The organism is Streptomyces sp. CNB091 (genome assembly GCF_000377965.1).
Genome location: NZ_KB899002.1, coordinates 189,304 through 216,284, shown reverse-complemented (window position 1 = coordinate 216,284; position 26,981 = coordinate 189,304). Strand labels below are relative to the sequence as shown.

The following is a 26,981-nucleotide window of genomic DNA, read 5'->3' as shown; positions in this document are numbered from 1 at the left end:
CTCCATGACCACGATCGACTGGGACGCGGCTGCCGGATCCTTCGACGAGGAGCCCGACCACGGGCTCCTCGACCCCGCGGTGCGCGACGCCTGGGCCGGGCGGCTGGAGAGCTGGCTGCCCGGCACCCGTGCCGACGTGCTGGACCTGGGGTGCGGCACCGGCAGTCTCTCCCTGCTCGCCGCCGGCCAGGGCCACCGTGTCACCGCCGTCGACCGCTCGCCCCGCATGGCCGACCGGGCCCGTGCCAAGCTCGCGGGGACCGGCGCGGAGGTCCTCGTCGGGGACGCCGCCCGGCCCCCGGTCGGGGAGCGGGTGTTCGACGTCGTCGTGGCCCGGCACGTCGTCTGGCTGCTGCCCGACCCCGCGGCGGCCCTGGAGCACTGGTTCGGCCTGCTGAAGCCGGGCGGGCGGCTCGTTCTCATCGAAGGGGTGTGGGGCGGCGCCGGCCTGTCCGCGACCGCGCTCACCGCCCTGCTCTCCGCGCACACCGAGCGCATCCACCACGAGGACCTGGCCCCCGACTCCCGGCTCTGGGGGAAGAAGGTCGACGACGAGCGCTATGCGCTGGTCGCCCGCGCGATGCCGCCGCACCGGCACACCGAGGTCGTCGACGTCCACCTGATCCTGCGTCGCGGCCCGGACGTCCTGCTGGCCCGCCGCTCCGACACGGGGTACGCGGACGGACTGCTCCACATGCCCTCCGGCCACGCGGAGGACGGCGAGGACGTCCGCGAGGCGATGATCAGGGAGGCCGCCGAGGAGATCGGCCTCGATCTGGAGCCCGAGGAGCTGAAGGTGGCCCTCGTGATGCAGCACCGGGGCCCCGGCGGCGGGGCGCGCATGGGCTGGTTCTTCGTCGCGGAGCACGACCCGGCCCGCCCGCCGCGCAACGCGGAGCCGGAGAAGTGCTCCGAGCTGGACTGGTTCCCGCTGGCCGCCCTGCCGGACGACATGGTCGCGTACTGCCGTGCCGGCCTGGACGGTTACCGGGCGGGCGAGCACTTCATGATCCACTGGCACCGGGACGGGGAGCCGATCGCGTACGTTCCCGGCGGCGCCGGCCGCGCCGTCCCGCTGCCCGCCGCCGGAGAGGTCACCGGGCGGGTGCACCACATCGAGCTGTGGGTGGCGGACCTGGCGGAGGCGGAGCGCGGCTGGGGCTGGCTGCTGGGCCGGCTCGGCCATGTGCCGTACCAGCGCTGGACCCACGGCCGCAGCTGGCGGCGCGGTGACACGTACGTCGTGGTGGAGCGGTCGCCCGACCTGGCCGCCGGCGACCACGACCGCCTGCGCCCCGGCCTCAACCACCTGGCGTTCCACGTCGCGGACCGGGCCGCCCTCGACGCCCTGGTCGCCGAGGCCCCGGCGTACGGCTGGCGGCTGCTGTTCCCCGACCGCCATCCGTACGCGGGCGGCGAGGGGCATCACGCCGCCTATCTGGAGGATCCGGCGGGGTACGAGGTGGAGCTGGTCGCCGACTCCCGGCCCCGCCCCTGAGCCGCCCGCGGGCCGTACGCCCCCCGCCGGACGGCCTGTACGAAGCCGCACCCGGCGGTCCGTGCGCCCCCCGCCCGGCAGTCCGTACGAAAGCCGCGCCGGGGGGTTCCGTGCAGGCTCCCCGCCGCGGTCCGCACGAAGCCGCACCCGGCGGTTCCGTACACGCCCCCGCCGCGGTCCGTACGAAAGCCGCGCCCGGCGGTCCGTGCGAGCTCCCCGCCCGCCGTCGCCGCCGGGGCCGTTCAGCTGAGCAGGGCGGGCAGCCCCTCCGTCCGGGCCAGACGTTCCAGGTCGTCCAGGGCTCGGACCGCAGCCCCGGCCGCCGCCGGATCGCGCCCGGCCAGACCGCTCTCCTCGAACTCGTCCTCGTCCAGCCGCAGGACCGAAGCGCCGTCGGCCGAGACCCACAGGTCCAGGTCCAGGTCCTCGACCGCCAGCACCCCGTCCGCCAGCACGGCGGGCCGGGTGATGTCGCAGTACCAGCCCTTGAGCCGGCCGTCGCCGGTGCGGACCTCCTTCACCGCGAACCACCGGTCCCGCCAGTAGTGCTCGGTGAGGACGTCGCCCGGCTCGAACCGGTCGAAGCCGAAGTCCCGCACCCCGGGGGCGGCCCAGGGCGCCCGGACGGTGACGCGGACGCCGTCGTCCCGGACCAGCTCAGCCGGATACCTGATCTTGGTGCGGCCCGCCTTGGACAGGGCGACGACGAGGCCCTTCGTACGGCCCGCGCGGGCCTCAGAGGGTGCGGACATGGCGGACCTCCGTCGCGCAGACCTGGTAGCCGAACCACTGGTTGACGGCCAGCATCGGGCCGTTGCCGGTGTCGTTGGAGGTGTACGCGTCCGTGTATCCGGCGGCCCGGGCCCGGTGCAGCGAGTCGTTCTTCGCGAGCTTCGCCAGACCCCGCCCCCGGAAGTCCCGCAGGGTGCCGGTCATGGAGCTCAGATACGTCCGCGCGCCGTCGGTGGTGGCCGCGCTGAACGCCGCCACCTTCCCGTCCACCAGCACCACCGAGGTGAGCCCCTGGTCGAAGGCCGGGTGGTGCCAGACGCTCGTCAGCCAGTCCTCGTAGTCGTCCAGCTCGGAGGTGATGTCGCCCGGCTCGTCGGCCGTCACCTCGGCGTCCGCCTCGAACAGGGGCCGGGGATCGTCGGCGAAGTCGGAGCCGGGACGCAGCTCGACGCCTGCCGGGAGCTCCTGGCGCGGCGGCAGGGTCCCGCCCGCGAGGTCGAGACGCTGGAAGTGCGCGGAGCGGCTGGGCCGGTAACCCCGCTTACGGGCGAACTTCAGGCTCTCCGCGTTGTCCAGGACCCATGCGTACAGGACGGTGGCCCCGACCTCGGCCAGGTGCTCCTCAGCCGTGCGCAGCAGCAGCGAGCCCGCGCCGCGGTTCGTCCGGCCCGGAAGCGTCTGCGGGGTGAAGTACCCCTGCCCCGGCTCCGGACTCTCGTGGGCGATGCCCGCCTGCGCCGTGGCGATGATCTCGCCGTCCTCCTCGGCGACCAGCAGCCGGTAGTGCCGGTCCGGATGGGCGTGGGCCAGGTCGTGGACGATCTGTTCGGGGGTGGCCACCATCCAGGGGACCGAGGCCCGCCGGGCCTGGGTCCACGCCTCCGCGTCGGACGGCCGGAAATCGCGCACGATCACAGTCATGCGGTGGACCGTATGCGCAGCCGCGCCCCGAACGCCTCCCCTTTTTTCGCCGGTGGGGGAGAATCGGCCCGTGACTGACAAGATCGTCCTCGACCCGGACTCCGGCATCGCGCCGTACGAGCAACTGCGCACCCAGCTCTCCGAACTGGCCCGTTCCGGCGCGCTGCCCGTCGGCCACCGGCTCCCGACCGTACGCGGCTTCGCCGAGGAACTGGGCCTCGCCGCCAACACCGTCGCCAAGGCCTACCGGGCCCTGGAGGCGGACGGGGTGATCGAGACCCGGGGACGCAACGGAACCTTCGTCGCGGCCGCCGGGGGAGCGGCCGAACAGCGGGCGGCGAGCGCCGCGCGGCTGTACGCCGAGACCGCCGAGCGGCTCGGCCTCACCCGGCAGCAGGCCCTGGCACTGGCCAAGGACGCGGTGCGCGCGGCGTACGGGGACTGAAGCGGCACGCGGGTATCCGCAGCGGTCGGCCGGCTGTCACAGATACAGCCCCGCGTCCGGCCCCGCGTCCTGCTTCGGTACGGACGCGGGGCCGATGCCCCGGCGCAGCGCGTACAGCTCGGCGAGGGAGTTGCCCTCCCGGCTCACCCCTTCGTCCGTGCCCAGCCAGGCCGCCGACTCCTGACGGGTCAACGGTCCGACCTCGATCCTGGCCAGACAGCGTCCGGGGCGCACGACCGCCGGGTGCAGCCGCTCCAGGTCCTCATTGGTCGTCACCCCCACCAGCACGTTGCGGCCCTGGCCCAGCAGGCCGTCCGTCAGGTTCAGCAGCCGGGACAGGGCCTGGCCCGCCGTGTGCTTGGCCTCGCCGCGGATCAGCTCGTCGCAGTCCTCCAGGAGCAGCAGCCGCCACCGCCCCTTCGCCGTGCCGTCGTCCTCGCCGATCGCGATGTCCATGAGATAGCCGACGTCGTTGAAGAGCCGCTCGGGGTCCAGCACACAGTCGACCTGGCACCAGTCGCGCCAGGAACGGGCCAGGGTGCGCAGCGCGGACGTCTTGCCGGTGCCGGGCGGGCCGTGCAGCAGGAGGAGCCGGCCCGCGATGTCGTCCGGCGTCACCTTCATCAGCCGGCCCATCGCCTCGGCCACCGGCGCGGTGTAGTTGGGGCGGACCTCGTCCCAGCTTCCGGCGGCGATCCGGCGGGTGGTGCGGTACGGACCGCGGCGCGGCGAGACGTACCAGAAGCCCATGGTCACGTTGTCGGGGTGGGGCTCCGGCTCGTCCTGCGCCCCCTCGGTGGCCTGGCCGAGGACCTTCTCCGCCAGTTCGTCGCTGGTCGCGGTGACGGTGACGTCCGCGCCGCGGTTCCACCGGGACGCCAGCAGGGTCCAGCCCTCGCCCTCCGCGAGCGTCGCGCTGCGGTCGTCGTCGCGGGCTGCCCGCAGCACGGTGGCGTCCGGCGGCAGCAGCGTCGCCCCGGCCCTGACCCGGTCGAGGGAGGAACTGTGCGCGTACGGCTGCTCGCCCGTCACGAAGCGGCCGAGGAAGAGCGCGTCGACGACGTCGGACGGTGAATCGCTGTCGTCGACGGTGAGCCGGATCGGCAGTGCGGATTCGGGGGAGTCAGGCATGGCGCCCATGATCCGGCACCGGTTGCCCCCGTGCACCCGGGTTTAGCGGGCTCGCGTGCCGGGCCGGCGGCGCGCCCGGAAACCGACGGGGCGACAGCGGGGCGTCAAGGAGCGCCCGTTGAACGAACGGGGGCGGACGGAAGCACTCCACGCCTATTTTTGGCATGAACACTTCCAGTGCGGTGTGTGGGCTGCTACTACGGAGTAGGCAGATATCCCCTGCTCAAGGAGGTCCCATGAAAATGTCCAGACTCGTGGCGTTCTCGTCCTCGCTCCTGCTCGGCGCCGCCCTCGCCCTCACCGGCGCGGGGATCGCGAACGCCGACTCGTCCGCCGCGGCCGTCGACTACGTCGCCCTCGGTGACTCGTACTCCTCCGGTGTCGGGGCCGGCAGCTACGACGGCTCCAGCTGCAAGCGCAGCAGCCGCGCCTACCCCGCCCTCTGGGCGGCCGCCAACTCCCCCTCCTCGTTCGACTTCGCCGCCTGTTCCGGCGCCCGGACCGGAGACGTCACGAGCAGTCAGCTCGGTCGCCTGAACGCCTCGACCGACCTCGTCTCGATCTCCATCGGCGGCAACGACGCGGGTTTCGCCGACGTCATGACGACCTGTGTCCTGCAGTCCGAGGCCACCTGCCTCAACCGCGTCGCCACCGCCCGCGCCTATGTCGACTCCACCCTGCCCGGCAGGCTCGACTCCGTGTACACCGCCATCCGCTCCAAGGCCCCCTCCGCACAGGTCGTCGTCCTCGGCTACCCCCGCTTCTACCAACTCGGCGGCGGCTGCATCGCCGGTCTGAGCGAGAAGGAGCGCTCCGCCATCAACGGGGCCTCCGACCACCTCAACACCGCCACCGCCAAGCGGGCGGCGGACCACGGCTTCACCTTCGGCGACGTCAGGACGACCTTCGCCGGGCACGAGATCTGCTCGGGCAACGCCTGGCTGCACAGCGTGAACTGGCTCAATATCGGCGAGTCCTACCACCCCACCGCCGCCGGACAGTCGGGCGGCTATCTTCCCGTTCTCAACTCCGCTCTCTGACCGGAGCCCCGGCGCTTCCGGCCGGAGTGCTCCGCCTCCGCCGTCCCCCCACGCGGCTGCGCGCGGGGGACGGCCCGGCGACCGCTCCGAACCGCGCGAACCGCTCGAACTGTCCGAAGTCGCCCTGGAATCGCGCAGATTCGGTAACGAGGCGTCAACCTCCGTATGTGTGTGCGTAATCCTGTGGCCGGGATACACGAGTGTCACCGCGGGACGATAGGGTTAACCTGCCCGGACCGGGTGCCCTCGTACGGGTGGGGAGTGACATGGAACAGATAACGGTGCGAAGCAGGCCGCGTGTGCCTGCCATCACATGCGGGAGCGGTGCGACCAGTACGCGCCTCGACCGCCATCTCGCGGTGCTCGGCGGCCCTGTCGTCCCGCAGCGCGAGTCGGCGGAAGCGACGCTGCTCATGCGTGAACTGACCTCGCGTGATGCCGCGCACACCCGCAGGAGCAGGAGCGCACGCGTGTCGCTCTTCGCGCCGCTGCGGCGACTGCGGCGCTCGCTCTTCGGCAGCCGCCGCTGACCCATGGCGTCGCCCGTCGGGACCGGCCCGCCGCTCGGGGCGGTTCAGACGATCACTCCGTCCCGGCGCAGCTCCGATGTCTGCTCGTCCGTCATCCCCAGGGCTCGCAGCAGCACATCGGTGTGCTCACCCAGCGCCGGTACGGCGCCCATCCGTGCCTCCTCGCTCCCCGGAAGCGTGATCGGCGGCAGCAGCGCCCGCAGCGGCCCCACCGGTGTCCCCACCTCCCGCCACCGGTCCCGTGCCGCGAGCTGCGGATGCGCCGCCACATCGGCCACCGTGTTCAGCCGCGCACAGGCGATGCCCGCCGCCTCAAGACCGGCCAGCGCCTCCCGCCCCGTCAGTCCCGCCAGCGCCCGGCCCACCGCCTCGTCGGTCCGCTCCCGGTTCGCGGTCCGTGCCGCGTTCGTCGCGAAGTCCGGATCGTCGGCCAACTCGGGCCGCCCGAGCACCTGTTCCGTCAGCCGCCGCCACTCCCGGTCGTTCTGCACGGAGAGCAGCACCTGCTCCCCGTCGGCCGTCGCGTAGGCGTCGTACGGGGCGATCACCGAGTGCGCGAGACCGGTGCGCGCCGGGGGAGCGGAGCCGTGCGTCCCCTGGTGCAGCGGGTGGCCCATCCACTCGGCCAGCGCGTCCAGCATGGAGACCTCCACCGGACCGCCCCGCCCGGTGGACGCCCGCCGCAGCAGCGCCGCGAGCACCCCGGAGAACGCGTACATCGCCGCCGCGATGTCCGCCGCCGGAATACCCGCCTTCACCGGCTGCTCGGCCGTTCCCGTCACCGAGACCAGGCCGGCCTCGCACTGCACGAGCATGTCGTAGGCCCGCTTGTGCGCGTACGGTCCCACCGCGCCGTAACCGGAGATGTCGACCGCCACCAGGCGCGGGTGCGCCGCGCAGAGCGAGGCGGCGTCGAGCCCCAGCCGGGCCGCCGCCCCCTGGGCCAGGTTCTGGACGAACACATCGGCTCCGGCGACGAGTTCATGGACCACCGCGAGGCCGCGCGGGTCCTTCAGGTCGACGGCGAGGGACTCCTTGCCGCGGTTGCACCAGACGAAGTGCGACGCGAGACCGCGCGCCGCCGTGTCGTAACCGCGCGCGAAGTCGCCGCCGTCCGGGCGCTCCACCTTGATGACCCTGGCTCCGAGATCGGCGAGCTGCCGGGTGGCGAAGGGGGCGGCGACCGCTTGCTCGACGGCCACCACGGTGATGCCGTCGAGGGGGAGTGGCAAGGTGTTCATGCCCCCGTGCTTACCCTCTGAGCGCCACTCGTGCCACCTCCGGCCGCCCTGCCGACCTCCCGGCCCGCCACTCGCGCCATCTCCGGCCGCCCCGCGGACCTCCCGGCCCGCCGCTCCGCCGGCTCCGGCCGCCCCGCGGACCTCCCGGCCCGCCGCTCCGCCGGCTCCGGCCGCCCCGCGGTCCCCGGCCCGCCGCTACAGCAGCGCGAACTGCCCCTCCGGGCCCTCCTCCTGGTGCCCGAGCACCGATGCGGGACGCCGTGCCGAGGGCGGCACCGGCAGCACCCCGGCCGCCCGCAGCTCGGCGGGCCCGATCCGCGGTCCCGCCTCCAGCGCCGCCCACAGCTCCTTCCGGGGCCCCGCCGTGCCGTCCAGCAGAGCAAGCACGGTGATGAGTTCGAGCAGCTCCGAGGTCCACTCCCGGGGCCAGCCGCGCGCACCGACCGCGTCCAGACCGTCCGGGGCCGCCCCGTCCGGCCCCCGGCCCGTCGCCGCCGCGGCCCGGCGCCCGAACCAGAGCTCCAGCACCCGCACCCCGCCCACCGTGAACTCCCAGGCCGCCGCGGGAACCGGCGAGATCCGGCCATCGCCGACGAGCAGCGCCTCACTCTCGGCCTCGTGGACCAGCTCGGTGGGGCGGGCCGGGAGGGCCGCCCGCACATAGGGCCTGCGCCCGCCCGGCAGCCGGGGCCGCTCCCCGCCCTGGGCCCCGCGCAACTGGAGCCGCATCAGCTCCCGGCCGAGCGCCACCCCCGACGACCACACCTCCGCGTCGGCCGGCAACGGGACCCGCGGGCCGGTGGCGGAGGGCCTGGCGGCGGCCAGGACCCAGGCCAGCACCGCTTCCGGGGTGAACGCGTCCGGCTCCGCCGCGCCGCCGAGCCGCCCGCGCAGCAGGTCCGTGAGGCCGGAGGCCAGGTTGGGTTCCGTGCCGCCGGGCCTGCGGTAGAGCGGCCTGATCCGGCCGGGCCGTCCGGCGGGGGAGTGCCCGTCGGGCAGCAGTGCGGTCACGGACAGGGCGGGCCCGGAATCCTCGGGGGCGGAGTTGTGCTCGACCGCGAAGAGCTGCCGCCCGTCGGCGACCCGCCACAGCTCCGGACGGGCCGCGTCGATGAGCCGGTGGTCGGGGAGCAGCCACTGTTCGTCGTAGGGACCGTGGAGGATGCGCACGGGGTCGGGGCAGGGTCCCGGGGCCCGGGCGAAGCGGCCCGTTCCGGCGGACCGGCCGGGCAGGGCGGCGACCGAGGTGTGCGGCGTACGGAAACGGCTGGGGGCGAACAGCCGCTCCTGTTCGGCGGGGCCGGCGGCGGCCAGCCGTTCCCAGCGGGCCCGGAGCGCCACGGGGTCGGGGCCGATCACCCAGGCTCGGCCGGTCCGCAGCGGCGGTACGGACCACGGCATCAGCTCGTCCAGCGACAGCAGGCCGTCCAGCGACAGCAGCCCGTGCGGTGACGTCAGCCTGTCCGGTGGCATCAGCCTGTCCGGCGACGGGGACCCGTCCGAAGGCCGGGGTGGTGTCCCCGGTGTCCCCGGAGGCGAGGACCGGGCGTTCCCGTCGCCGCCGGCCGCAGCTGTCCCGTGCGCTGTCACCTGCCCGTCCTCCCCTGTCCGCCGTGACCCTTTCGCATCGTAACGGCGGGCGGCGCGCCCGTGGGGCGGGGTCAGTGGGCCTCCACCGTCACGGAGAAGGAGAACCGGTCGCCCCGGTAGCGGATCCGGGCCACGTCCACGACGCGCCCCTCCTCGTCGTACGTCACGCCCGTGTAGTGCAGGATCGGGCTGAGCAGCGGGACCTGGAGCAGCTCGGCGGTGAGGGGGTCGGCGAGCCGCGCCTCGACCGTGTCGGTGATCCGGGAGATCCTCACCCCGACGACGTCGCGCAGGACCTTGGTCATCGGCCAGCGTTCGAGGTCGGCCACGTCGATCCGGGCGGCGATGTCGGGACGGACCGCGTTCTCCGCCCAGTTGGTGGGCTCGTCGCTCTGCCCGTCGCGGCGCAGCCGCCGGTAGCAGGTCACTTCGGCGCAGTCCGGGAAGAACTCGGCGAGGTCACCGGGCACCGCCGTCGGGCCGTGGCCGAGAACGGTCGTCGCCTCCCCGGACTGCTGGGCCACGATCGCGTCGACCGAGCCCAGCAGCCGGACCGGGGAGACCCGCCGGGCGCGCGGCTCGATGAACGTGCCGCGCCGCCGATGCCGGCTGATCAGCCCCTCCGCCTCCAGCTCCTTGAGCGCCTGGCGCATCGTGAGCACGCTGACCCCGTAGTGCGCGGCGAGCTGCTCCTCGGTGGGCAGCCTGGCGGAGGCGCCCTGGGGGCGGCCCAGTATGGAGGCCCGCAGGGACTGGGACACCTGGTACCAGAGAGGCAGCTTCCGGTTCAGGACGAGGGAGTCGGGGGCGAAGGCGGGCGAGGGCGGCGCGGGGACCGCCTCGGCGCTCCCGCCGGCCCTGGCCGCGGCGTCCCCGTCGGTCGCGGTCCGGGCCGCGCCGGTGGCGTCCCCGTCGGTCGCGGTCCGGGCCGTGCCGGTGGTGTCCCCGCCGGTCCCGGTCCGGGCCGTGCCGGTGGCGTCCCCGCCGGTCCTTCGGGTGTCCGCTCCGGCTCTCTCCTGGTTCTCCGTCATGTCGTCCCCGCTCCGTCCCGTACCCTCCGGCCTTCCGCCGTCTACGGCCGGAAGTTGCGGCTCAGACCCTGCCATACGTCGTCGTAGCCGCGCTGGAGGTGTTCGGCGGCGGCCGCCTGCGCGGTCGCCGTGACCGGCCAGCGGGTCTCGAACATGAAGGCCAGGCCGTCGTCGATCTTCTGCGGCTTCAGCTCCGCCGCGCTCGCCCGGTCGAAGGTCTCCCGGTCCGGCCCGTGCGCCGACATCATGTTGTGCAGGGAGCCGCCGCCCGGGACGAAGCCGTCCGCCTTGGCGTCGTAAGCACCGTCGATCAGGCCCATGTACTCGCTCATCACATTGCGGTGGAAGTACGGCGGGCGGAAGGTGTCCTCGCCGACCAGCCAGCGCGGGGCGAAGACCACGAAGTCCACCCCGGCCAGCCCCGGGGTGTCGGACGGCGAGGTCAGCACCGTGAAGATCGACGGGTCGGGGTGGTCGTAGCTGATCGTGCCGATCACGTTGAACCGGCGCAGGTCGTAGACGTACGGGGTGTGGTTGCCGTGCCAGGCCACCACGTCGAGCGGCGAGTGGTCGTACGTCGCCGACCAGAGGTTCCCGCAGAACTTGTTGACCACCTCCACCGGACCCTCGTGGTCCTCGTACGCGGCGACGGGCGCGAGGAAGTCCCGTGCGTTCGCCAGGCCGTTGGCGCCGATCGGGCCGAGGTCGGGCAGCGCGAACGGGCGGCCGTAGTTCTCGCAGACGTATCCCCGCGCGGTCTCCCCCAGCAGCTCCACCCGGAAGCGGATCCCGCGCGGGATCAGCGCGACATGGCCCGGCTCGGCGCGCAGCAGGCCCAGTTCGGTGCGCAGCAGCAGACCGCCGCGCTCGGGGACGATCAGCAACTCGCCGTCGGAGTCGCTGAACACGCGGTCCGTCATCGAGGAGTCGGCGTTGTACAGGTGGATCGCCATGCCCGCGCGCTGCGCGGCGTCGCCGTTGCCGCCGAGCGTCCACAGACCGCTCAGGAAATCCGTGCCGGGCGCGGGGTCGGGCAGCGGGTTCCAGCGCAGCCGGTTCGGATCCGGCACGGTCTCGGTGAAGGGCGCCGAGCGCAGGCCCCCGTTGTCGACGCGGGTGAACGCCGGGTGGGCGGCCGAGGGGCGGATCCGGTAGAGCCAGGAGCGGCGGTTGTCCGCGCGCGGCTCGGTGAAGGCGGAGCCGCTCAACTGCTCCGCGTACAGCCCGAGCGGGGCGCGCTGGGGGGAGTTGCGGCCGTGCGGCAGCGCCCCGGGAACCGCCTCCGAGGCGTGCTCGTTGCCGAAGCCCGAGGAATACGTCAGCCCCTCGGCCGTCTTCCTCGCCTGGTCGATCGCGCTCATCCCGCACTCCCGGTGCCCAAGAAGCCATCGGATCCGCCGGACGGCGAATCCTATGTACTACCGTAGGAATAGGAGCGAGGCACGTCAACGGCATACATCGCGCCATTCGTGGCCTGTGTCGCGCCCATCGCGCGGGTGCGGGGAGGGGGCCTGCGGGCGGGCGTCGCCGCCGTCCACCGGGTGGCCGGTGCGGTCCGCCGGGGCGAGTCGGGGCACGGCATCATGGGGCCCGTGCCCCAAGTCAACCCGAACCTCCGCCGCGCCCCCGTGCAGCAGCGCAGCGCCGACCGGCTGGCCCGGATACTCGACTCCTGCGCCGGGCTCCTCGACGAGACCGGCTACGAGCAGCTCACCACGCGTGCCGTCGCCGAGCGCGCCGACGTGCCCATCGGCTCCGTCTACCGGTTCTTCTCCAACAAGCGGGCGCTCGTCGACGCCCTCGCGCTCCGCAACCTGGACACCTACGCCGACCGCATCGCGGCCCGGCTCGCGGACCTCCCGGCCGGCGACTGGCGTGCCGCCATCGACGCGGTGCTCGACGAGTACCTGGCGATGAAGCGGAGCGTCCCCGGCTTCGCGCTCGTCGACTTCGGGCCACCGCTCCCGGCCGAGGACGCGGCGGACGACGCCAACCGGCGGCTGGCGGACCGGCTCGCGGCGCTGCTCGCCGGCCACCTCGGCCGACGGCCCGACGAGGCCCTGTCCCGGGCGATCCTGGTGAGCGTCGAGGCCGCCGACGCGCTCCTCCAGCTGGCCTTCCGCACGGAACCGTCGGGGGACGCGGCCATCGTCGCCGAGACGCGGACCCTGGTCAGGTCCTACCTCGCCCAGACGCTCGACTGAACAAGGGCCCCTTGGCGGGGAGCCTTCGGCCGCTCCGCGTGTCCGGCGCGGGTGCGGACGTGTGCCTGTGCGCCTTGCGAGCCGCCCCCTGGCCGGGGAGCCTTCGGCTCCGCGTGTCCGGCCGCCTGTGCGTCTTGCGCGCCGCCCCTGGCGGGGTCCGCCCGCCGTCCGGCACCGCCGTACTGACCGCCATCCCGGTCCCCGTGAGAACCGCTCTCCAGCATCACCGTGTTGACCTGGGGTTTTGCTCGTATTGCTCACACGTCAACATCTTGTTAACGCCGCGAGAACGCCCCTAACGTCATCCGGACCGCCGACACCGGTGGGAGTTCAAGGATGAACGTTAGGTATCCCCCATGCTGACAATCCTCGGCTTCGCCATGATCGCGACCTTCCTGGTCCTGATCATGACGAAGAAGATGTCGCCGATCGCGGCGCTGGTACTGATCCCCGCTCTGTTCTGTGTCGCCGTCGGACAGGGAGCGCAGCTCGGCGACTACGTCATCGAAGGCGTCGGCAACCTCGCGCCCACCGCGGCCATGCTGATGTTCGCCATCGTCTACTTCGGCGTGATGATCGACGTCGGCCTGTTCGACCCGATCGTCCGGGGCATCCTGAAGTTCTGCCAGGCCGACCCGATGCGCATCGTCGTCGGAACGGCGGTGCTCGCCGCGATCGTCTCGCTGGACGGCGACGGCTCCACCACCTTCATGATCACCGTCTCGGCGATGTATCCCCTCTACAAACGCCTGAAGATGAGCCTGGTCGTCATGACCGGCGTCGCGGCAACTGCCAACGGTGTCATGAACACCCTCCCCTGGGGCGGCCCCACCGCCCGTGCCGCCACCGCCCTCAAGCTGGACGCCTCCGAGATCTTCGTGCCGATGATCCCGGCGCTGGCCATGGGGCTGCTCGCCGTGTTCGTGCTGGCGTACGTGCTCGGCCTCCGGGAGCGCAAGCGCCTGGGGATGCTCACGCTCGACGAGGCGCTCGCCCGGGAGCCGGAGCCGGAGACCGTGTCCACCGGTGCGGGCGGCGCCGGCGGTGAGGACCGCCTCCGCAAGGGCGCCGCCGCCTCCGCGGGCGGTACGGGTACGGGCACCGGCACCGGCAGCGACGCCGCGGCCGACCCCGCGGACGGGGACGGGGACGACGACGAGTTCCAGGGCCTCGACCCGAACCGGTCCACGCTCCGCCCGAAGCTCTACTGGTTCAACGCTGGACTCACCATCGCCCTGCTGACGGCGATGATCATGGAACTGATGCCGATCCCGGTGCTCTTCCTGCTCGGAGCGGCCCTCGCGCTCACCGTCAACTTCCCCCACATGCCCGACCAGCGGGCCCGGATCGCCGCGCACGCCGACAACGTCCTCAACGTCTCCGGCATGGTCTTCGCCGCCGCCGTCTTCACCGGAGTCCTCACCGGCACCGGCATGGTCGAGAACATGGCCGACTGGGTCGTCGGCGCGGTCCCCGACGCGATGGGCCCGCACATGGCCATCGTCACCGGCCTGCTCAGCCTGCCGCTCACCTACTTCATGTCCAACGACGGCTTCTACTTCGGCGTCCTCCCCGTCCTCGCCGAGGCCGGCGCGGCCCACGGGGTCTCGCCGCTGGAGATCGCGCGCGCCTCCCTGGCCGGCCAGGCCCTGCACATGTCCTCGCCGCTCGTGCCCGCCGTGTACGTCCTCGTCGGCATGGCGAAGGTCGAGTTCGGCGACCACACCCGCTTCACCGTCAAGTGGGCCGTCCTCACCTCGCTCGTGGTGCTCGCGGCGGGCGTCCTCTTCGGCATCATGTAATGACACGCGCACCGCGAACCGGGCCCGGCAGGGGCTGGCTGCTGCGCCTCGTCATCGCCTTCGCCTTCGCGCAGGGGGCGGTGTCGATGGCGCGGCCCGCCGTCTCCTACCGGGCCCTCGCGCTGGGTGCGGACGAAACGGCCGTCGGCGTCATCGCCGGGGTCTACGCCCTGCTCCCGCTGTTCGTCGCCGTGCCGCTCGGCCGCCGCACCGACCACGGCCGCTGCGCGCCCCTGCTGCCGCTCGGCGTGCTCCTGATCTCCGGCGGCTGCGCGGTCAGCGGCATCGTCTCCTCGCTGCCCGCGATGGCCGCCTGGAGCGGGGTGATGGGCCTCGGCCACCTGTGCTTCGTGATCGGCGCGCAGTCGATCGTGGCCCGGCAGTCCGCGCCCGCCGAACAGGACCGCAACTTCGGGCACTTCACCATCGGGGCCTCGCTGGGCCAGCTCATCGGCCCGGTCGCCGCGGGCGTGCTCATCTCCGGGCAGGGCGGGGCCCTGGGCCGTACGAGCGCGCTCGCCCTCCTCGTATCGGCCGCGGTCGCCGCCGTCGCCCTCGCCTCGCTCTGGCGCATCGAGCACCGCCGGGAGGCCGGCTCCGGGGGACGGCCCGGCGACAAGGTCCCGGTCCGCGCGATCCTGGGCGCGCGCGGCGTCCCCGCGGGCATCCTCATCAGCATGGCGGTGCTGTCCGCCACCGACATCCTCACCGCCTACCTGCCGGTCGTCGGCGAACACCGCTCCATCGCCCCGGCCACCATCGGGCTGCTGCTGAGCCTGCGGGCCGCCGCCACGATCGCCTGCCGGCTGGTCATGTCGCCGCTGCTGCGGCTGCTGGGCCGCAGGGCCCTGCTGACCACCAGCTGCCTGCTCGCCGGGCTCCTCTGCGCGGGCGTCGCCCTCCCCGTGTCCGTCCCGGTCCTCGCCGTCATGCTCGCCGTCCTCGGCTTCTGCCTCGGCGTCGGCCAGCCGCTGTCCATGACCACCGTGGTCCGGGCCGCCCCCGACCGGGCCCGGTCCACCGCGCTCGCCCTCCGGCTGACCGGCAACCGGCTCGGCCAGGTCGCCGCCCCCGCCGCGGCGGGGCTGATCGCGGGCGCGGTGGGAGTGGCCGCCCCGTTCGTGCTGCTCGGCGTGGGCCTGATCGGCGCGGCGGGACTCGGCCTGCGCGGCGACGGACGCCCGGAGCCGTCACCGGGGCCCCTGGACACGGGGTCGGTACGGGCGTCCCCGGACACCGAGTCGGTACCACCCCTGGAGACGGAGCCGGCACAGGCATCTCCGGACACGGAGCCGGCACAGGCACCCCCGGACACGGAATCCGCCCCCGCCCCGCCGGACCCGGTGCCCGTGGCCGTACCGCAGGACACCCCGGCCTGCAGCGGACCCGTACCGCCGACCGCACGGAACGGGGCCGAGTACCCCGGCTGAACCGGCCGGCAGCGGGCCCGTACCGCCGACCGCACGGGAGGGGGCCGAGTCCCCCAGGTGAACCGGCCGGCAGCGGGCCCGTACCGCCGATCGCACGGAACCGGCCGAGTGTCCCGGCTGAACCGGCACCCCACCGGACCCGTATGCCCCAACCTTCGCGCGAGTCATTCCCACACCCCGCCCCGTCGGCTAGCTTCCCCACACAGCCGCTCCCCACCGCGATGCCACCACTTCCTCCGGGCGGACCCTCATGACGCGCGCGATCTCCCTGCACCAAGTCAGCAAGAACTACGGCCGGGACCGGCGGGCCGTCGACCGGTTCACGCTCTCCATCGACCCCGGCGAGTTCGTCGTGCTGCTCGGGCCCTCCGGCTGCGGCAAGTCCACCGTGCTGCGCATGATCGCGGGCCTGGAGGAGATCACCGAGGGCGAGCTGCTCCTCGACGGGGAGTACGCCAACCACACCCCGCCGCGCGAACGCGGCATGGCGATGGTGTTCCAGAACTTCGCCCTCTACCCGAGCATGACCAACCGGGCCAACATCGGCTTCCCGCTGAGACTGGAGAACCCCCGCGAGGACAACACCGCGCGCGTCGAGGCCACCGCCCGGATGCTCGGGATCGGGCACGTCCTCGACCGCTACCCCGCGCAGCTCTCCGGCGGCGAGCGCCAGCGGGTCGCGATGGGCCGGGCCATCTCCCGCCGGCCCTCCGTGTTCCTGATGGACGAGCCGCTCTCCAACCTCGACGCGAAGCTGCGCAGCCATCTGCGTGCCGAGATCGCCCTGCTCACCAAGGAACTGGGCGTCACCACGGTCTACGTCACGCATGATCAGGCCGAGGCGATGTCCCTCGGCGACCGGGTGGCCGTGATGCGCGGCGGAGTCCTCCAGCAGGTCAGCCCGCCCCGCGAGGTCTACGGCCTGCCGGACAACGTGTTCGTGGCCGCCTTCATCGGCACCCCGCGCATCAACCTCCTCCAGGCCGTCGTGCACGCCCCGTTGGAGGGCCGGATGTCGATCGACCTCGGCAGGCAGCGGCTCGCCCTGCCCGAACCCCTCAGCCCCGACCACCAGTTGCTCCGGATCCAGCAGGGCCGGCGGATCATCGTGGGGCTGCGCTCGGAGGCGGTCCGGATCGCCCCGCCCAGCCAGGCCCGGCCCGGCGAGGTCGCCCTCAGCGGCATCGTCGAGCACGTCGAATACCAGGGGCACGAGGCGCTGGTCCACCTCAGGACCGGTTCGCGGCCCGCCGTGGTCCCGGACCTCGAATCCGCCCGGCCCCGGACGATGCCCCGCCGCCGCAGGGCCGCGGCCGGCGGGGGAGGCGGGACCGGCGTCCGGAGACGGCTCAGGGGGCGGACGGGCGGCCGTATCAGCGGCCCTGTCGTCACCCTCGACGAACCCGCCCCGGACCCCACGGAGCCCCGGGGCCCCGACCACCCCTCCGCCCCCTCCGGCGACCTGGTCGTGCGCACCGGACCCGACCTGCGCCTGCGGACCGGGGCACAGGTGCCGCTGCTGGTGGACCTGGCCCACCTGTACGTCTTCGACCACTACGGGCGCCGCATCTGCCCCCTGCCCCGGGACGCCCCCGGCTTCGACGACCTCCCCCGGAGCTGAGGGGCCTCGCCGACTCGCCGCCTCGGCGGCGGGCGGTGGCGATCGGCTCAGCGCCCCGTCGAGCCGTCGATCAGCTCACGGAGGATGTCGGCGTGACCGGCATGGCGACCGGTCTCCTCGATCATGTGCGTGAGGGCCCAACGGACGCTGGGGGCGGGGTCGTCCGGGCGTGGGCGGGGCACCGGCGCGCCGAGGTCGGTGCACGTGTCGAGTGCGCCGTTCGCCTCCGCGACCGCCTCCCGGTAGCTGGCGACGACCTCCGCCACGCCGTCCGCGGGGGCGGCGTGGAAGGTCGCCGGCCAGTCGGCGACCCGCTCCCCGAGGAACAGGGACCGCTCGACGGACGTCAGGTGGTTGAGCAGGCCGAGCAGATTCGTGCCCGAGGGCACCGCGGCGGCGCGGGCCGCCGGTTCCGGGGCTCCCTCGACCTTCGCGGCGATCGAATCGCGCAGGTAGTCGAGGAAGCCGCGCAGCACCTCGGCCTCGCTGCCCCCGGTCCGGGGCGGCGGGGTGTCCCGGCGGCGTCGCGGGCGGGGTTCGGCGGTCATGGGTGCCTCCTGGGGATCCGGGTTCGCGTGCTCGTTCCAGTCTTGGCCGGTCCACTGCCGCCAGGGCAAGGGATCATGCCGTTACGGCAAGGCGGCGCAAGGGCAGGGATGCTCGTGCCGGGGTGTGCGTGCCGGGCGTGACCGGCGTCTCCCAAGGCTCCCTGGCGTCAGAAAACTAACGGCGCTAGTTTGGGCGGGTGCGACGTGCTGCCCCGCGCCGCACGGCTTCGGCGCTCCGCGCCGCACGGCTTCGGCGCTCCGCACAGCACGTCCGGGAGGAAACAGCCATGAAGGCGCATGACCAGATGTACATCGACGGTGCGTGGCGGCCCGCCGCCGGCCAGGACACGATCGCGGTCGTGAACCCGGCCGACGAGCAGGTCATCGCCCATGTGCCGGCGGGAACGGCCGAGGACGTCGACGCGGCGGTACGGGCGGCGCGCGCCGCCTTCCCCGCCTGGGCCGCGACCCGCCCGCCGAACGCGCCGCCCGGCTGACCGCGCTGGCCGACGCGCTGACCGCCCGCAAGGACGAACTGGCCGAGACCATCACGGCCGAACTGGGCTCGCCGCTGCCGCTGTCCCAAAAGGTTCACGCGAGCGTGCCCGTGCTGGTGGCCGCCTCGTACGCCGAACTGGCCGGCCGCCACGCCTTCGAGGAGCGGATCGGCAACTCCACCGTACTGCTGGAGCCGGTCGGCGTGGTCGGCGCGATCACCCCCTGGAACTACCCGCTCCACCAGATCGTCGCCAAGGTCGCCCCCGCCCTCGCCGCGGGCTGCACCGTCGTCCTCAAGCCCGCCGAGGACACCCCGCTCACCGCGCAGCTCTTCGCGGAGGCCACCGAGGCGGCCGGTCTGCCGCCGGGCGTCTTCAACCTCGTCACCGGCCTCGGACCGGTCGCCGGCCAGGCGCTCGCCGCCCACGAGGACGTCGACCTGGTCTCGTTCACCGGCTCCACCGCTGTGGGCCGGCAGATCGGCGCCACCGCCGGGGCCGCGATCAAGCGCGTCGCCCTCGAACTGGGCGGCAAGTCCGCCAACGTGATCCTGCCCGGCGCGGACCTCGCCCGGGCGGTCAACGTCGGCATCGCCAACGTGATGACCAACTCCGGCCAGACGTGCAGCGCCTGGACCCGGATGCTGGTGGACGCCGAGCGGTACGAGGAGGCCGTGGAGCTCGCGGCGAACGCCGTCACCAAGTACGTGGCCGGCGAGCGGGTCGGCCCGCTCGTGAACGCCAAGCAGCAGGCGCGGGTGCGCGGTTACATCGCCAAGGGCGTCGAGGAGGGCGCCCGGCTGGTCGCGGGCGGCCCGGGCGCGCCCCTGGAGAACGGCTACTACGTCAGCCCGACCGTCTTCGCGGACGTCACCCCGGACATGACGATCGCCCGCGAGGAGATCTTCGGCCCGGTGATCTCGATCCTGCGGTACGAGGACGTGGACGACGCCCTCCGTATCGCCAACGCCACCGTGTACGGGCTCGCCGGCGCCGTCTGGGCCGCCGACGAAGAGGAGGCGGTGGCTTTCGCCCGCCGGATGGACACCGGACAGGTCGACATCAACGGCGGACGGTTCAACCCGCTGGCCCCGTTCGGCGGTTACAAGCAGTCGGGGGTGGGACGCGAGCTGGGGCCGCACGGCCTGGCGGAGTACCTCCAGACCAAGTCGCTCCAGTTCTGAACCCCGTCACCCTTCCCGCACAAGGAGCCTGCTCGTGGTCCGCGCCGCCGTACTGCCCGCCGTCGGAGCTCCGCTGGAGATCACCGACATCGTCCTGCCGGAGCCCGGCCCCGGCCAGGTGCGCGTCTCCCTCGCCGCCGCCGGCGTCTGTCACTCCGACCTGTCCCTGTCCAACGGCACCATGCGCGTGCCGGTGCCCGCCGTCCTCGGCCACGAGGGCGCCGGTACGGTCCTGGCGGTCGGCGAGGGCGTCACGCAGGTGGCCCCGGGCGACGGCGTGGTCCTCAACTGGGCCCCCTCCTGCGGGGTCTGCTTCCACTGCGGGATCGGCGAGGTCTGGCTCTGCGCCGACGCCCTGAAGGGGACCGCCAACCTCCACGCCCGTACGGCCGACGGCACCGGCCTCCACCCCGGGCTCAACGTCGCGGCCTTCGCGGAGGAGACCGTCGTCGCCGCGAACTGCGTGCTCCCCGCCCCCGACGGCATCCCGCTCACCGACGCCGCCCTCCTCGGCTGCGCGGTCCTGACCGGCTACGGGGCGATCCACCACAGCGCCCGGGTCCGCGAGGGCGAGAGCGTCGTCGTCTTCGGGATCGGCGGCGTCGGCCTCGCCGTGCTCCAGGCCGCCCGGATCGCCGGCGCGTCCCGGATCATCGCGGTCGACGTCTCCCCGGCCAAGGAGGAGCTGGCCCGGCAGGCGGGCGCCACCGACTACGTCATCGCCTCCGCCACCACCCCGCGCGAGATCCGCAAGCTCACCGGCGGCCGGGGCACGGACGTCGCGGTCGAGTGCGTCGGCCGGCCCGCGACCATCCGGGCCGCCTGGGAATCCACCCGGCGCGGCGGGCGCACCACGGTGGTCGGCATCGGCGGCAAGGAACAGGAAGTCACTTTCAACGCCCTGGAGCTCTTCCACTGGGGCAGGACCCTGACGGGCTGCGTCTACGGCAACAGCGACCCGGCCCGCGATCTCCCCGTCCTCGCCGACCACATCCGCGCCGGCCGCTTCGACCTGTCGATGATGGTCACCGAGCACATCGCCCTGGACGGCATTCCCGCCGCCTTCGACAACATGATCGCGGGCAGGGGCGGCCGCGCGCTGGTGGTCTTCCAGGACCGGCCCTAGAGCGGCCAGAAGCCGGTGGGGCGAGAGTGTCGACGTCACCGGGCCCACCAGCCGGGCGTCCGTCTCGTCCTCGTCGAACAGCCGGGAGGGCCCGCTACGTCCGTTCCGCCCGGCGCTCCTCGTCATGACGGGATGCCTCCACCGGCCGGGCCGGATCTCCGGCCGCGGCCCCGGTCCGCTGACGGCTCCGGGAGACCGCCACACCGACCAGGCAGAGCAGCCCGCCGAGGACCCCGAGCAACGTCGGCACCTCGTCCAGCAGCAGCCACGCCATGAGCACCACCAGCGCCGGAACGGCGTACGTGGTGGCGCCCATCCGGCCCGCGGTGGTCCGGGCCAGGGCGTAGCCCCAGGTGGTGAAGGCCAGCGCGGTCGGGAAGACGCCCAGATAGACCATGTTCAGCGTGGCGGACATGGGGGCGTCGGCCGCCTCGGAGACCAGCACCCCGGTGAACGGCAGGCAGGCGACGGCGCCGATCGCGCAGCCGAAGGTGTTGATCTGCAGCGAGGAGCCGTGCGCGAGCGCCGGTTTCTGGCTGACCACGCCCAGCGCGTAGACCACCGCGGCCAGCAGGCACAGCGCCACGCCCAGCACGGAGGAGCTGCCGTGCCCGGACATCGCGAGGCCGACGACGACCGCACCCGAGAACGAGATGCCCATGCCCAGCAGCAGGCGGCGCGGCAGCCCCTCGCCGAGCATGCGGGCGCCCATCAGGGCCATCAGGATCGGCCCGATGTTCACCAGCATCGCCGCCGTCCCGGCGTCGACCTCCTGCTCGCCCCAGTTGAGGGCCACCATGTACAGCCCGAACCAGAGCACGCCGGAGGTGATGATTCCGCGCCAGGCACCGCGCCCGGGCAGCCCCTCCCGCCGTACGAGGAGGATCACTCCGAGCACCAGCGCGCCCGTCACCAGCCGCCCGAGGGCGAGGGCGCCGGGGGAGTAGGACTCGCCCGCGCTCCGGATGGACACGAAGGCGGAGGCCCACAGCACGACGGTGGTGCAGGCGGCGGCGGTGGCGCGCCAGCGGTGGGCCGGCGCGGAGACCGGAACGGGTGTCGGGGTCGTCGTCATGGCCACGACCGTAGGCCCGGAACGCTTCGGCCCCCACCGAATTGTCCATGCCCGTCAATCGGCGACAGGGCCGCCCCGCCCTGTGGTCGGCGACCCCTCGGTGACCGGACAGCCAGGGCACCGTCCGTCCCGAGCGCCGGTTCCGTCCTCAAGCGCCGGACGGGCTGAAAAGGCGCTGGTCTCTGTCCTCAAGCGTCGGACGGGCCGGACAGGCGCTCGCCCACCGGCCGCGCGTACTGCTCGTACTGGATCGCCAGCCCGTCCAGCAACGCCCGCAGCCCGGTCTCGAAGGCCCCTTCGTCGACCTGGCGGCGGTGGTCGGCGAGCAGGTGGGCCTGGCCGAGGTGCGGGTAGTCGGCGGGGTCGTAGGCGGCCTCGTCGTCGACGAAGCCCCCGGCGAAGGAGCCCAGCGCCGAGCCGGTGATGAAGTAGCGCATGAGCGCCCCGATCCGGGTGGCCTGGGCGGGGGGCCACCCCGCCCCCACCATCGCCCCGAACACCGCGTCGGCGACCCGCAGCCCCGCCGGGCGCCGTCCGGGGCCCCGGGCGAGGACCGGGACGATGTGCGGGTGCGCGGCGAGGGCGGCCCGGTAGGAGAGCGCCCAGTCGTGCAGGGCCTCGCGCCAGTCGCGCGGGTCCGACTCCTCGAACATCGACAGATCGACCTGTACGGAGACCGCGTCGGCGACGGCGTCGAGGATCTCCTCCTTGTTGCGGAAGTGGTTGTAGAGCGAAGGGCCGCTGACCCCCAGGACGGCCGCCAGGCGACGCGTGGAGACGGCGTCCAGCCCTTCGGAGTCCACGAGCGCGCTCGCCGCCCCGACGATGCGGTCTCTGCTCAGGAGGGGCTTGCGCGGTCGGGCCATGCGGCTCATAGTAGGGCCTGCGAACCAGAAACTAGCAGTGCTAATTAAAGTGCGCCCGAGCGGCGCTCGTGAGAGGCGGGGTGGGCACGATGGACCTGACGCTCAGCGAGGAGCAGGAAGCCGTCCGGAAGCTGGCCGAGGACTTCGTCGCCCGCGAGGTCGCTCCCCACGTGGTCGCTTGGGATCGCGCCGAGAATGTCGACAGGTCGATCGTGAAGAAGCTCGGGGACCTCGGCTTCCTCGGTCTGACCGTCCCCGAGGAGTACGGCGGCTCCGGCGGCGACCACCTGTCCTACTGTCTGGTCACCGAGGAGCTGGGGCGCGGCGACTCCTCGGTGCGCGGCATCGTCTCCGTCTCGCTCGGGCTGGTCGCCAAGACCGTCGCGTCCTGGGGCGACGAGGAGCAGAAGCGGGCCTGGCTGCCCCGGCTCGCCTCCGGCGAGGCGATCGGCTGCTTCGGTCTCACCGAGCCATGCACCGGATCGGACGCCGGAAACCTCGCCACCCGGGCCGTGCGCGACGGCGGTGACTACGTCGTCAACGGCACCAAGATGTTCATCACCAACGGCACCTGGGCCGATGTCGTGCTGCTCTTCGCGCGGACGAACGACGCCCCCGGCCACCGGGGCGTCTCCGCCTTCCTCGTCCCCGCCGACACCCCCGGCCTCACCCGCCGCACCGTCCACGGCAAGCTCGGCCTGCGCGGCCAGGCCACCGCCGAACTGGTCCTCCAGGACGTCCGGATACCGGCCGGTTGCCTCCTCGGGCCCGAGGGCAAGGGCTTCTCCATCGCCATGTCCGCCCTGGCCAAGGGGCGGATGTCCGTCGCGGCGGGCTGCGTGGGCATCGCGCAGGCCGCCCTGGACGCGGCTGTGCGCTACGCCGGTGAGCGCGAACAGTTCGGCAAGGTCATCGCCCGCCATCAGCTCGTCCAGGAGCTGCTCAGCGACATCGCCGTGGACGTGGACGCGGCCCGGCTGCTGACCTGGCGGGTCGCCGACCTGGTTGACCGGGGCCAGGAGTTCGCCACCGCCGCTTCCCAGGCCAAGCTGTACGCGTCCGAGGCCGCCGTCCGCTGCGCCAACAACGCCCTCCAGGTCTTCGGCGGCTACGGCTACATCGACGAGTACCCGGTCGGCAAACTGCTGCGGGACGCCCGCGTGATGACGCTCTACGAAGGCACCAGCCAGATCCAGAAGCTGATCATCGGGCGCGCGCTGACCGGCGTCTCCGCCTTCTGACCGACTCGCGGGTTCGTACGGGTGTCTGAGTACGGGCCTGAGTACGGGCGCGGATGTGGCGTGCGCCACGTCGGCGGATGCTGAACCCATGAGTGACACGACATCGGTCAAGCAGCAGAGCACCGCCGCCTTCTACATGCAGGCGGTCGCCTCCTTCATGGTGGCGATCGGCGCGGTCGCCTTCGGCATCTTCTTCCTCGACGCCGACGCCTGGGTGCGCGGCTTCCTCGCCATCGGCGTGCTTTACCTCGTCACGTCCTGTTTCACGCTCGCCAAGGTGATCAGGGACCGCCAGGAGGCCGGACAGATCGTCAGCCGGGTGGACCAGGCCCGGCTGGAGAAGATCCTCGCCGAGCACGACCCCTTCCAGAAGCTCTGACCCGGCAAGATCGGCGGGGTAACCGCTAAGCGCTTGCTCAGGTTCGGGGTATGGTGTTCGTCCTGCTGACGGAGAGGGGCCCTGGGCGATGTGTGCGGCGGAGGAGACGAGCGGCGAGGACACGCCATGGGGCGAGGTCACTCCCGAGGCGGCCAGGCGGCTCCTCGTCGCCGCCGTGGACGCCTTCGCCGAGCGCGGGTATCACGCGACCACCACCCGTGACATCGCCGGCCGGGCCGGGATGAGCCCGGCCGCGCTCTACATCCACTACAAGACCAAGGAAGAGCTGCTCCACCGGATCAGCAAGCTCGGCCACGAGCGGGCGCTGTACGTGCTCACGGCCGAGGCCGACCGGGACGGCACGGCCGCCGAACGCCTCGCCGGGGCCGTCCGCTCCTTCGTCCGCTGGCACGCGGAGCGGCACACCACCGCCCGGGTCGTGCAGTACGAGCTCGACGCGCTCGGCGAGGAGCACCGCACCGAGATCGTCGCGCTGCGGCGCAGGAGCGACGCGGTGGTGCGCCGGATCATCGGCGAAGGGGTGCGGGACGGCGAGTTCGACGTCCCCGACGTCCCCGGCACCGCCCTCGCGGTCCTCTCCCTCTGCATCGACGTGGCCCGCTGGTTCAACGCCCGGGGGAGCCGCACCCCCGACGAGGTCGGCGAACTGTACGCCGGCCTCGTCCTGCGGATGGTCGGAGCCGGGCAGGCCCAGAAGTAACCGGCAGACCCAGAAGTAGCCGACGGCTCCCGAGGTAGCCGCCGGTTTCCCAAGTATCAGAAGTAGTAGCGGGACACCGACTCGGCGACGCAGGCCGGCTTCCCGCTGCCCTCGCGCTCGACCGTGACGACCGCCGTGACCTGTACGCCGCCGCCGGTCTCCTCGACGTCGCGCAGCACCGCCGTCGCCCGCAGCCGCGAGCCGACCGGGACGGTCGAGGGGAAACGGACCTTGTTGGTCCCGTAGTTGATGCCCATCTTCATGCCCTCGACCCGCATCACCTGCGGTACCAGCGCGGGCAGCAGCGAGAGCGTCAGATAACCGTGCGCGATGGTCGTGCCGAACGGCCCGTCCTTCGCCCGCTCCGGGTCCACGTGGATCCACTGGTGGTCGCCGGTCGCCTCGGCGAACCGGTCGACCCTCTCCTGGTCGATCTCCAGCCAGTCGCTCTGTCCCAGCTGCTCGCCCACTCCGTCCCGCAGCTCCTGCGCGGACGTGAAGATCCTCGGCTCTGCCATGTTCCCGGTTCCTGCCTTCCGGCTCTGCGCACCATCAGGCGCGATGTCTAAGCGCTTGCTCAGCATCGTTGTGCGGCGCGTTCCTGTCAACGACATGGCAGTAGATTCGAGGGGTGCCCCAGATTCCCCAGACACTCCACGAACTCTCGGTCGGCCAGCTCTCGGCGCGCAGCGGCGCGGCCGTCTCGGCCCTGCACTTCTACGAGTCCAAAGGCCTGATCAGCAGCAGCCGCACCAGCGGCAACCAGCGCCGCTACTCGCGGGACGCGCTGCGCCGGGTCGCCTTCGTGCGCGCGGCCCAGCGCGTCGGCATCCCCCTGGCCACGATCCGGGAGGCGCTCGCCGAACTGCCCGAGGAGCGCACGCCCAACCGCGAGGACTGGGCCCGCCTCTCCGAGGTCTGGCGCAAGGAACTGGACGAGCGCATCGGGCAGTTGCACCGCCTGCGCGACCATCTGACCGACTGCATCGGATGCGGCTGTCTCTCGCTGGAGACCTGTGTGCTGTCCAACCCCGACGACGTCGTCGGTGAGCGGATCACCGGTTCCCGTCTGATGCCCGAGGGCCGGCAGCCACCCGGGCGTAAATAGTTCAGGGGCGCGGGCGCGAGTCCTCACGCCGCCGTCGTGGCCGGCCTCCGGTGCCGTGGCAGCCGTGCCCTGGCCAGGGTGCGGTCGGTCAGGGCGGGCTGCGGCACCGCGATCCCGCAGCCCGTGCACACCGGGCCCGCCCACGGCGCCTCGCCCCGCTCCTGCCGCCACTCGATGCCGGTGTCCGCGCAGACCGGGCAGGCGGAGCCGGGGCCGGCGCCCAGAGCCGCGATCAGGCGGCGCAGGACCTCGGCGAGCGGCTCGGTGGGGTGGATGTCCGGGTCGGAGCAGCGGGCCACCCCGTGACCGCCCCAGGTGCGGCGGTGCCAGTCGTCGAACGCACCGGGCCGCCGCAGCCCCGCGTGCTTCTCGCGCCGCCGCCGCTCGGCGAACCCCGCCTCGTACGCGAGCCAGACGGCCCGCGCCTCCTCCAGTTCGTCCAGCGCGCCCACCAGGCGCACCGGATCGGGCGCCCGGTCCTCGGGATCGATCCCGTGCCGGGCGCACAGATGGTCCCAGGTCGCCCGGTGCCCGTAAGGGGCGAACCTCTCCAAACACTTGCGCAGCGAATACCGCCGCAGGGCCAGATCCCCCATCGGATCACGGACCTGTCTCGCAAGACTCCGGAAACCGGCCATGGCACCGCCACCTCCGTCGCTCGTCCTTGGACGTCAAGGAATGGACGTACGCCTGCCCGTTTCGGCTCCATCGAAAGATGAAATCCGTCCATTGGCCGAGACTCCCCATGTGGGAAGGGGTGCCTCGGGCGGGAGCGAAGCGGCGCGCGGACGGGTGGTGCGAGGGCGTGCGGCCCTCGCGCGGGTCCGCGAGAACCAATGGCGGCGTCACGGCCCCGTCGGTGGGCCCCGGCCCCGGCCGTCGCGTTCCGGGGGCGGTGGAATGCCAGGTCGGAGCGGTGCGGCCAGAAGGCGGCCGGTGATCGGGATCACGTGCCGGCAGGAGGCTGATTAGCGAAATATGCGTGATCTGCGGGGTTCTGACCGGCCATCAGGCCCATGT

25 protein-coding genes and 1 pseudogene are annotated in these 26,981 nt (G+C 73.2%); 14 read left to right on the top strand and 12 right to left on the bottom strand.

Going from position 1 to position 26,981, the window contains the following annotated elements:
• The first annotated feature begins 4 nt into the window (after positions 1-4).
• Positions 5-1,498, top strand: coding sequence for a trifunctional class I SAM-dependent methyltransferase/NUDIX hydrolase/VOC family protein (locus D581_RS01000000137605; protein ID WP_078625911.1), 1,494 nt, complete (start codon positions 5-7; stop codon positions 1,496-1,498).
• A 242-nt stretch (positions 1,499-1,740) separates the two neighbouring features.
• Here the strand turns inward: D581_RS01000000137605 and D581_RS0123300 are convergent, their stop codons facing one another.
• A complete protein-coding gene (locus D581_RS0123300) occupies positions 1,741-2,250 on the bottom strand; it encodes a ribonuclease FAU-1 family protein (protein ID WP_018959604.1) in 510 nt (169 codons plus the stop codon).
• Entirely contained in the window at positions 2,234-3,151 is a 918-nt protein-coding gene (locus tag D581_RS0123295) for a GNAT family N-acetyltransferase (RefSeq protein WP_018959603.1), read from the bottom strand. Before D581_RS0123295 ends, D581_RS0123300 begins: the two co-directional genes overlap by 17 nt.
• A 70-nt stretch (positions 3,152-3,221) precedes the next feature.
• On the opposite strand from D581_RS0123295, the gene D581_RS0123290 reads away from it, so the two are divergent.
• Positions 3,222-3,596 carry a GntR family transcriptional regulator gene (locus D581_RS0123290; RefSeq protein WP_018959602.1) on the top strand — a complete coding sequence of 125 codons (375 nt, stop codon included), beginning with the start codon at positions 3,222-3,224 and terminating at the stop codon, positions 3,594-3,596.
• Positions 3,597-3,632: 36 nt separating this feature from the next.
• Here the strand turns inward: D581_RS0123290 and D581_RS0123285 are convergent, their stop codons facing one another.
• Complete coding sequence (locus D581_RS0123285) at positions 3,633-4,727, bottom strand: DUF5925 domain-containing protein (RefSeq protein ID WP_018959601.1); 1,095 nt, start codon at positions 4,725-4,727, stop codon at positions 3,633-3,635.
• Positions 4,728-4,963: 236 nt separating this feature from the next.
• Between D581_RS0123285 and D581_RS0123280 the strand changes: the two genes are divergently transcribed.
• Both D581_RS0123280 and D581_RS1000000139955 read left to right on the top strand, forming a co-directional pair.
• Positions 4,964-5,767: an SGNH/GDSL hydrolase family protein gene (locus D581_RS0123280; protein WP_026290827.1), complete on the top strand. Its 804-nt coding sequence runs from the start codon at positions 4,964-4,966 to the stop codon at positions 5,765-5,767.
• A 266-nt stretch (positions 5,768-6,033) separates the two neighbouring features.
• Positions 6,034-6,297, top strand: coding sequence for a hypothetical protein (locus D581_RS1000000139955; protein ID WP_003970092.1), 264 nt, complete (start codon positions 6,034-6,036; stop codon positions 6,295-6,297).
• Positions 6,298-6,341: 44 nt separating this feature from the next.
• On the opposite strand, the gene D581_RS0123270 is transcribed toward D581_RS1000000139955, so the two are convergent.
• The 4 genes from D581_RS0123270 to hmgA form a co-directional block, all read right to left on the bottom strand.
• Complete coding sequence (locus D581_RS0123270) at positions 6,342-7,538, bottom strand: CaiB/BaiF CoA transferase family protein (RefSeq protein WP_018959599.1); 1,197 nt, start codon at positions 7,536-7,538, stop codon at positions 6,342-6,344.
• Positions 7,539-7,733: 195 nt separating this feature from the next.
• Entirely contained in the window at positions 7,734-9,011 is a 1,278-nt protein-coding gene (locus D581_RS0123265; RefSeq protein ID WP_018959598.1) for a type ISP restriction/modification enzyme, read from the bottom strand.
• A 188-nt stretch (positions 9,012-9,199) separates the two neighbouring features.
• Complete coding sequence (locus D581_RS0123260) at positions 9,200-10,159, bottom strand: GntR family transcriptional regulator (protein WP_018959597.1); 960 nt, start codon at positions 10,157-10,159, stop codon at positions 9,200-9,202.
• A gap of 41 nt (positions 10,160-10,200) precedes the next feature.
• A complete protein-coding gene (gene hmgA / locus D581_RS0123255) occupies positions 10,201-11,520 on the bottom strand; it encodes a homogentisate 1,2-dioxygenase (protein WP_018959596.1) in 1,320 nt (439 codons plus the stop codon).
• 222 nt (positions 11,521-11,742) lie between these two features.
• Between hmgA and D581_RS0123250 the strand changes: the two genes are divergently transcribed.
• From D581_RS0123250 to D581_RS0123235, 4 genes are all read left to right on the top strand, one after another.
• Positions 11,743-12,363, top strand: coding sequence for a TetR/AcrR family transcriptional regulator (locus D581_RS0123250; protein WP_026290825.1), 621 nt, complete (start codon positions 11,743-11,745; stop codon positions 12,361-12,363).
• A 356-nt stretch (positions 12,364-12,719) separates the two neighbouring features.
• Positions 12,720-14,165, top strand: coding sequence for a citrate:proton symporter (locus tag D581_RS0123245; protein WP_018959594.1), 1,446 nt, complete (start codon positions 12,720-12,722; stop codon positions 14,163-14,165).
• Entirely contained in the window at positions 14,165-15,595 is a 1,431-nt protein-coding gene (locus D581_RS0123240; RefSeq protein ID WP_018959593.1) for an MFS transporter, read from the top strand. Before D581_RS0123245 ends, D581_RS0123240 begins: the two co-directional genes overlap by 1 nt.
• A 250-nt stretch (positions 15,596-15,845) precedes the next feature.
• A complete protein-coding gene (locus D581_RS0123235; RefSeq protein ID WP_018959592.1) occupies positions 15,846-17,216 on the top strand; it encodes an ABC transporter ATP-binding protein in 1,371 nt (456 codons plus the stop codon).
• Positions 17,217-17,263: 47 nt separating this feature from the next.
• On the opposite strand, the gene D581_RS0123230 is transcribed toward D581_RS0123235, so the two are convergent.
• On the bottom strand, positions 17,264-17,764 hold the full coding sequence (locus D581_RS0123230) for a DinB family protein (protein WP_018959591.1): 501 nt from the start codon (positions 17,762-17,764) through the stop codon (positions 17,264-17,266).
• Positions 17,765-18,051: 287 nt separating this feature from the next.
• Here D581_RS0123230 and D581_RS1000000138680 point away from each other — a divergent pair.
• Positions 18,052-19,445: pseudogene (locus D581_RS1000000138680) on the top strand (aldehyde dehydrogenase family protein).
• A 34-nt stretch (positions 19,446-19,479) separates the two neighbouring features.
• A complete protein-coding gene (locus D581_RS0123220) occupies positions 19,480-20,571 on the top strand; it encodes a Zn-dependent alcohol dehydrogenase (protein WP_018959590.1) in 1,092 nt (363 codons plus the stop codon).
• Between the two features lie 94 nt (positions 20,572-20,665).
• Here the strand turns inward: D581_RS0123220 and D581_RS0123215 are convergent, their stop codons facing one another.
• Both D581_RS0123215 and D581_RS0123210 read right to left on the bottom strand, forming a co-directional pair.
• Positions 20,666-21,646 carry a DMT family transporter gene (locus D581_RS0123215; protein WP_018959589.1) on the bottom strand — a complete coding sequence of 327 codons (981 nt, stop codon included), beginning with the start codon at positions 21,644-21,646 and terminating at the stop codon, positions 20,666-20,668.
• 188 nt (positions 21,647-21,834) lie between these two features.
• Entirely contained in the window at positions 21,835-22,512 is a 678-nt protein-coding gene (locus D581_RS0123210; protein ID WP_018959588.1) for a TetR/AcrR family transcriptional regulator, read from the bottom strand.
• Between the two features lie 89 nt (positions 22,513-22,601).
• Between D581_RS0123210 and D581_RS0123205 the strand changes: the two genes are divergently transcribed.
• The 3 genes from D581_RS0123205 to D581_RS0123195 all read left to right on the top strand — a co-directional run bounded on the left by D581_RS0123205 (position 22,602) and on the right by D581_RS0123195 (position 24,853).
• Complete coding sequence (locus D581_RS0123205) at positions 22,602-23,753, top strand: acyl-CoA dehydrogenase family protein (RefSeq protein ID WP_026290824.1); 1,152 nt, start codon at positions 22,602-22,604, stop codon at positions 23,751-23,753.
• An 88-nt stretch (positions 23,754-23,841) separates the two neighbouring features.
• A complete protein-coding gene (locus D581_RS0123200; RefSeq protein WP_018959586.1) occupies positions 23,842-24,132 on the top strand; it encodes a YiaA/YiaB family inner membrane protein in 291 nt (96 codons plus the stop codon).
• 88 nt (positions 24,133-24,220) lie between these two features.
• Positions 24,221-24,853 (top strand): TetR-type transcription factor C-terminal domain-containing protein, encoded by a 633-nt coding sequence (locus D581_RS0123195; protein ID WP_018959585.1) that lies wholly within the window; start codon positions 24,221-24,223, stop codon positions 24,851-24,853.
• Between the two features lie 56 nt (positions 24,854-24,909).
• Here D581_RS0123195 and D581_RS0123190 read toward each other — a convergent pair whose 3' ends face one another.
• The gene (locus D581_RS0123190) at positions 24,910-25,371 is read right to left on the bottom strand and encodes a MaoC family dehydratase (RefSeq protein WP_018959584.1); all 462 of its coding nucleotides are present in this window, start codon (positions 25,369-25,371) and stop codon (positions 24,910-24,912) included.
• Between the two features lie 113 nt (positions 25,372-25,484).
• Here D581_RS0123190 and soxR point away from each other — a divergent pair, with 113 nt between their 5' ends.
• A complete protein-coding gene (gene soxR, locus D581_RS0123185; protein WP_018959583.1) occupies positions 25,485-25,961 on the top strand; it encodes a redox-sensitive transcriptional activator SoxR in 477 nt (158 codons plus the stop codon).
• 23 nt (positions 25,962-25,984) lie between these two features.
• Here the strand turns inward: soxR and D581_RS0123180 are convergent, their stop codons facing one another.
• Positions 25,985-26,599, bottom strand: a complete 615-nt coding sequence (locus D581_RS0123180; RefSeq protein WP_026290823.1) for a hypothetical protein — start codon at positions 26,597-26,599, stop codon at positions 25,985-25,987.
• Between the last annotated feature and the right edge of the window lie 382 nt (positions 26,600-26,981).

Bases quoted from the DNA above. Each gene is read 5' to 3' on its own strand.
- D581_RS0123210 (WP_018959588.1), bottom strand. From the start codon at position 22,512: ATGGCCCGACCGCGCAAGCCCCTCCTGAGCAGAGACCGCATCGTCGGG.
- D581_RS0123265 (WP_018959598.1), bottom strand. From the start codon at position 9,011: ATGCCACCGGACAGGCTGACGTCACCGCACGGGCTGCTGTCGCTGGAC.
- D581_RS0123280 (WP_026290827.1), top strand. From the start codon at position 4,964: ATGAAAATGTCCAGACTCGTGGCGTTCTCGTCCTCGCTCCTGCTCGGC.
- D581_RS0123195 (WP_018959585.1), top strand. From the start codon at position 24,221: ATGTGTGCGGCGGAGGAGACGAGCGGCGAGGACACGCCATGGGGCGAG.
- D581_RS0123300 (WP_018959604.1), bottom strand. From the start codon at position 2,250: ATGTCCGCACCCTCTGAGGCCCGCGCGGGCCGTACGAAGGGCCTCGTC.
- D581_RS0123245 (WP_018959594.1), top strand. From the start codon at position 12,720: ATGCTGACAATCCTCGGCTTCGCCATGATCGCGACCTTCCTGGTCCTG.
- D581_RS0123215 (WP_018959589.1), bottom strand. From the start codon at position 21,646: ATGACGACGACCCCGACACCCGTTCCGGTCTCCGCGCCGGCCCACCGC.
- D581_RS1000000139955 (WP_003970092.1), top strand. From the start codon at position 6,034: ATGGAACAGATAACGGTGCGAAGCAGGCCGCGTGTGCCTGCCATCACA.
- D581_RS0123235 (WP_018959592.1), top strand. From the start codon at position 15,846: ATGACGCGCGCGATCTCCCTGCACCAAGTCAGCAAGAACTACGGCCGG.
- D581_RS0123295 (WP_018959603.1), bottom strand. From the start codon at position 3,151: ATGACTGTGATCGTGCGCGATTTCCGGCCGTCCGACGCGGAGGCGTGG.
- D581_RS0123200 (WP_018959586.1), top strand. From the start codon at position 23,842: ATGAGTGACACGACATCGGTCAAGCAGCAGAGCACCGCCGCCTTCTAC.
- D581_RS0123285 (WP_018959601.1), bottom strand. From the start codon at position 4,727: ATGCCTGACTCCCCCGAATCCGCACTGCCGATCCGGCTCACCGTCGAC.
- D581_RS0123270 (WP_018959599.1), bottom strand. From the start codon at position 7,538: ATGAACACCTTGCCACTCCCCCTCGACGGCATCACCGTGGTGGCCGTC.
- D581_RS0123240 (WP_018959593.1), top strand. From the start codon at position 14,165: ATGACACGCGCACCGCGAACCGGGCCCGGCAGGGGCTGGCTGCTGCGC.
- D581_RS0123205 (WP_026290824.1), top strand. From the start codon at position 22,602: ATGGACCTGACGCTCAGCGAGGAGCAGGAAGCCGTCCGGAAGCTGGCC.
- D581_RS0123230 (WP_018959591.1), bottom strand. From the start codon at position 17,764: ATGACCGCCGAACCCCGCCCGCGACGCCGCCGGGACACCCCGCCGCCC.
- D581_RS01000000137605 (WP_078625911.1), top strand. From the start codon at position 5: ATGACCACGATCGACTGGGACGCGGCTGCCGGATCCTTCGACGAGGAG.
- D581_RS0123260 (WP_018959597.1), bottom strand. From the start codon at position 10,159: ATGACGGAGAACCAGGAGAGAGCCGGAGCGGACACCCGAAGGACCGGC.
- D581_RS0123180 (WP_026290823.1), bottom strand. From the start codon at position 26,599: ATGGCCGGTTTCCGGAGTCTTGCGAGACAGGTCCGTGATCCGATGGGG.
- D581_RS0123250 (WP_026290825.1), top strand. From the start codon at position 11,743: ATGGGGCCCGTGCCCCAAGTCAACCCGAACCTCCGCCGCGCCCCCGTG.
- hmgA (WP_018959596.1), bottom strand. From the start codon at position 11,520: ATGAGCGCGATCGACCAGGCGAGGAAGACGGCCGAGGGGCTGACGTAT.
- D581_RS0123190 (WP_018959584.1), bottom strand. From the start codon at position 25,371: ATGGCAGAGCCGAGGATCTTCACGTCCGCGCAGGAGCTGCGGGACGGA.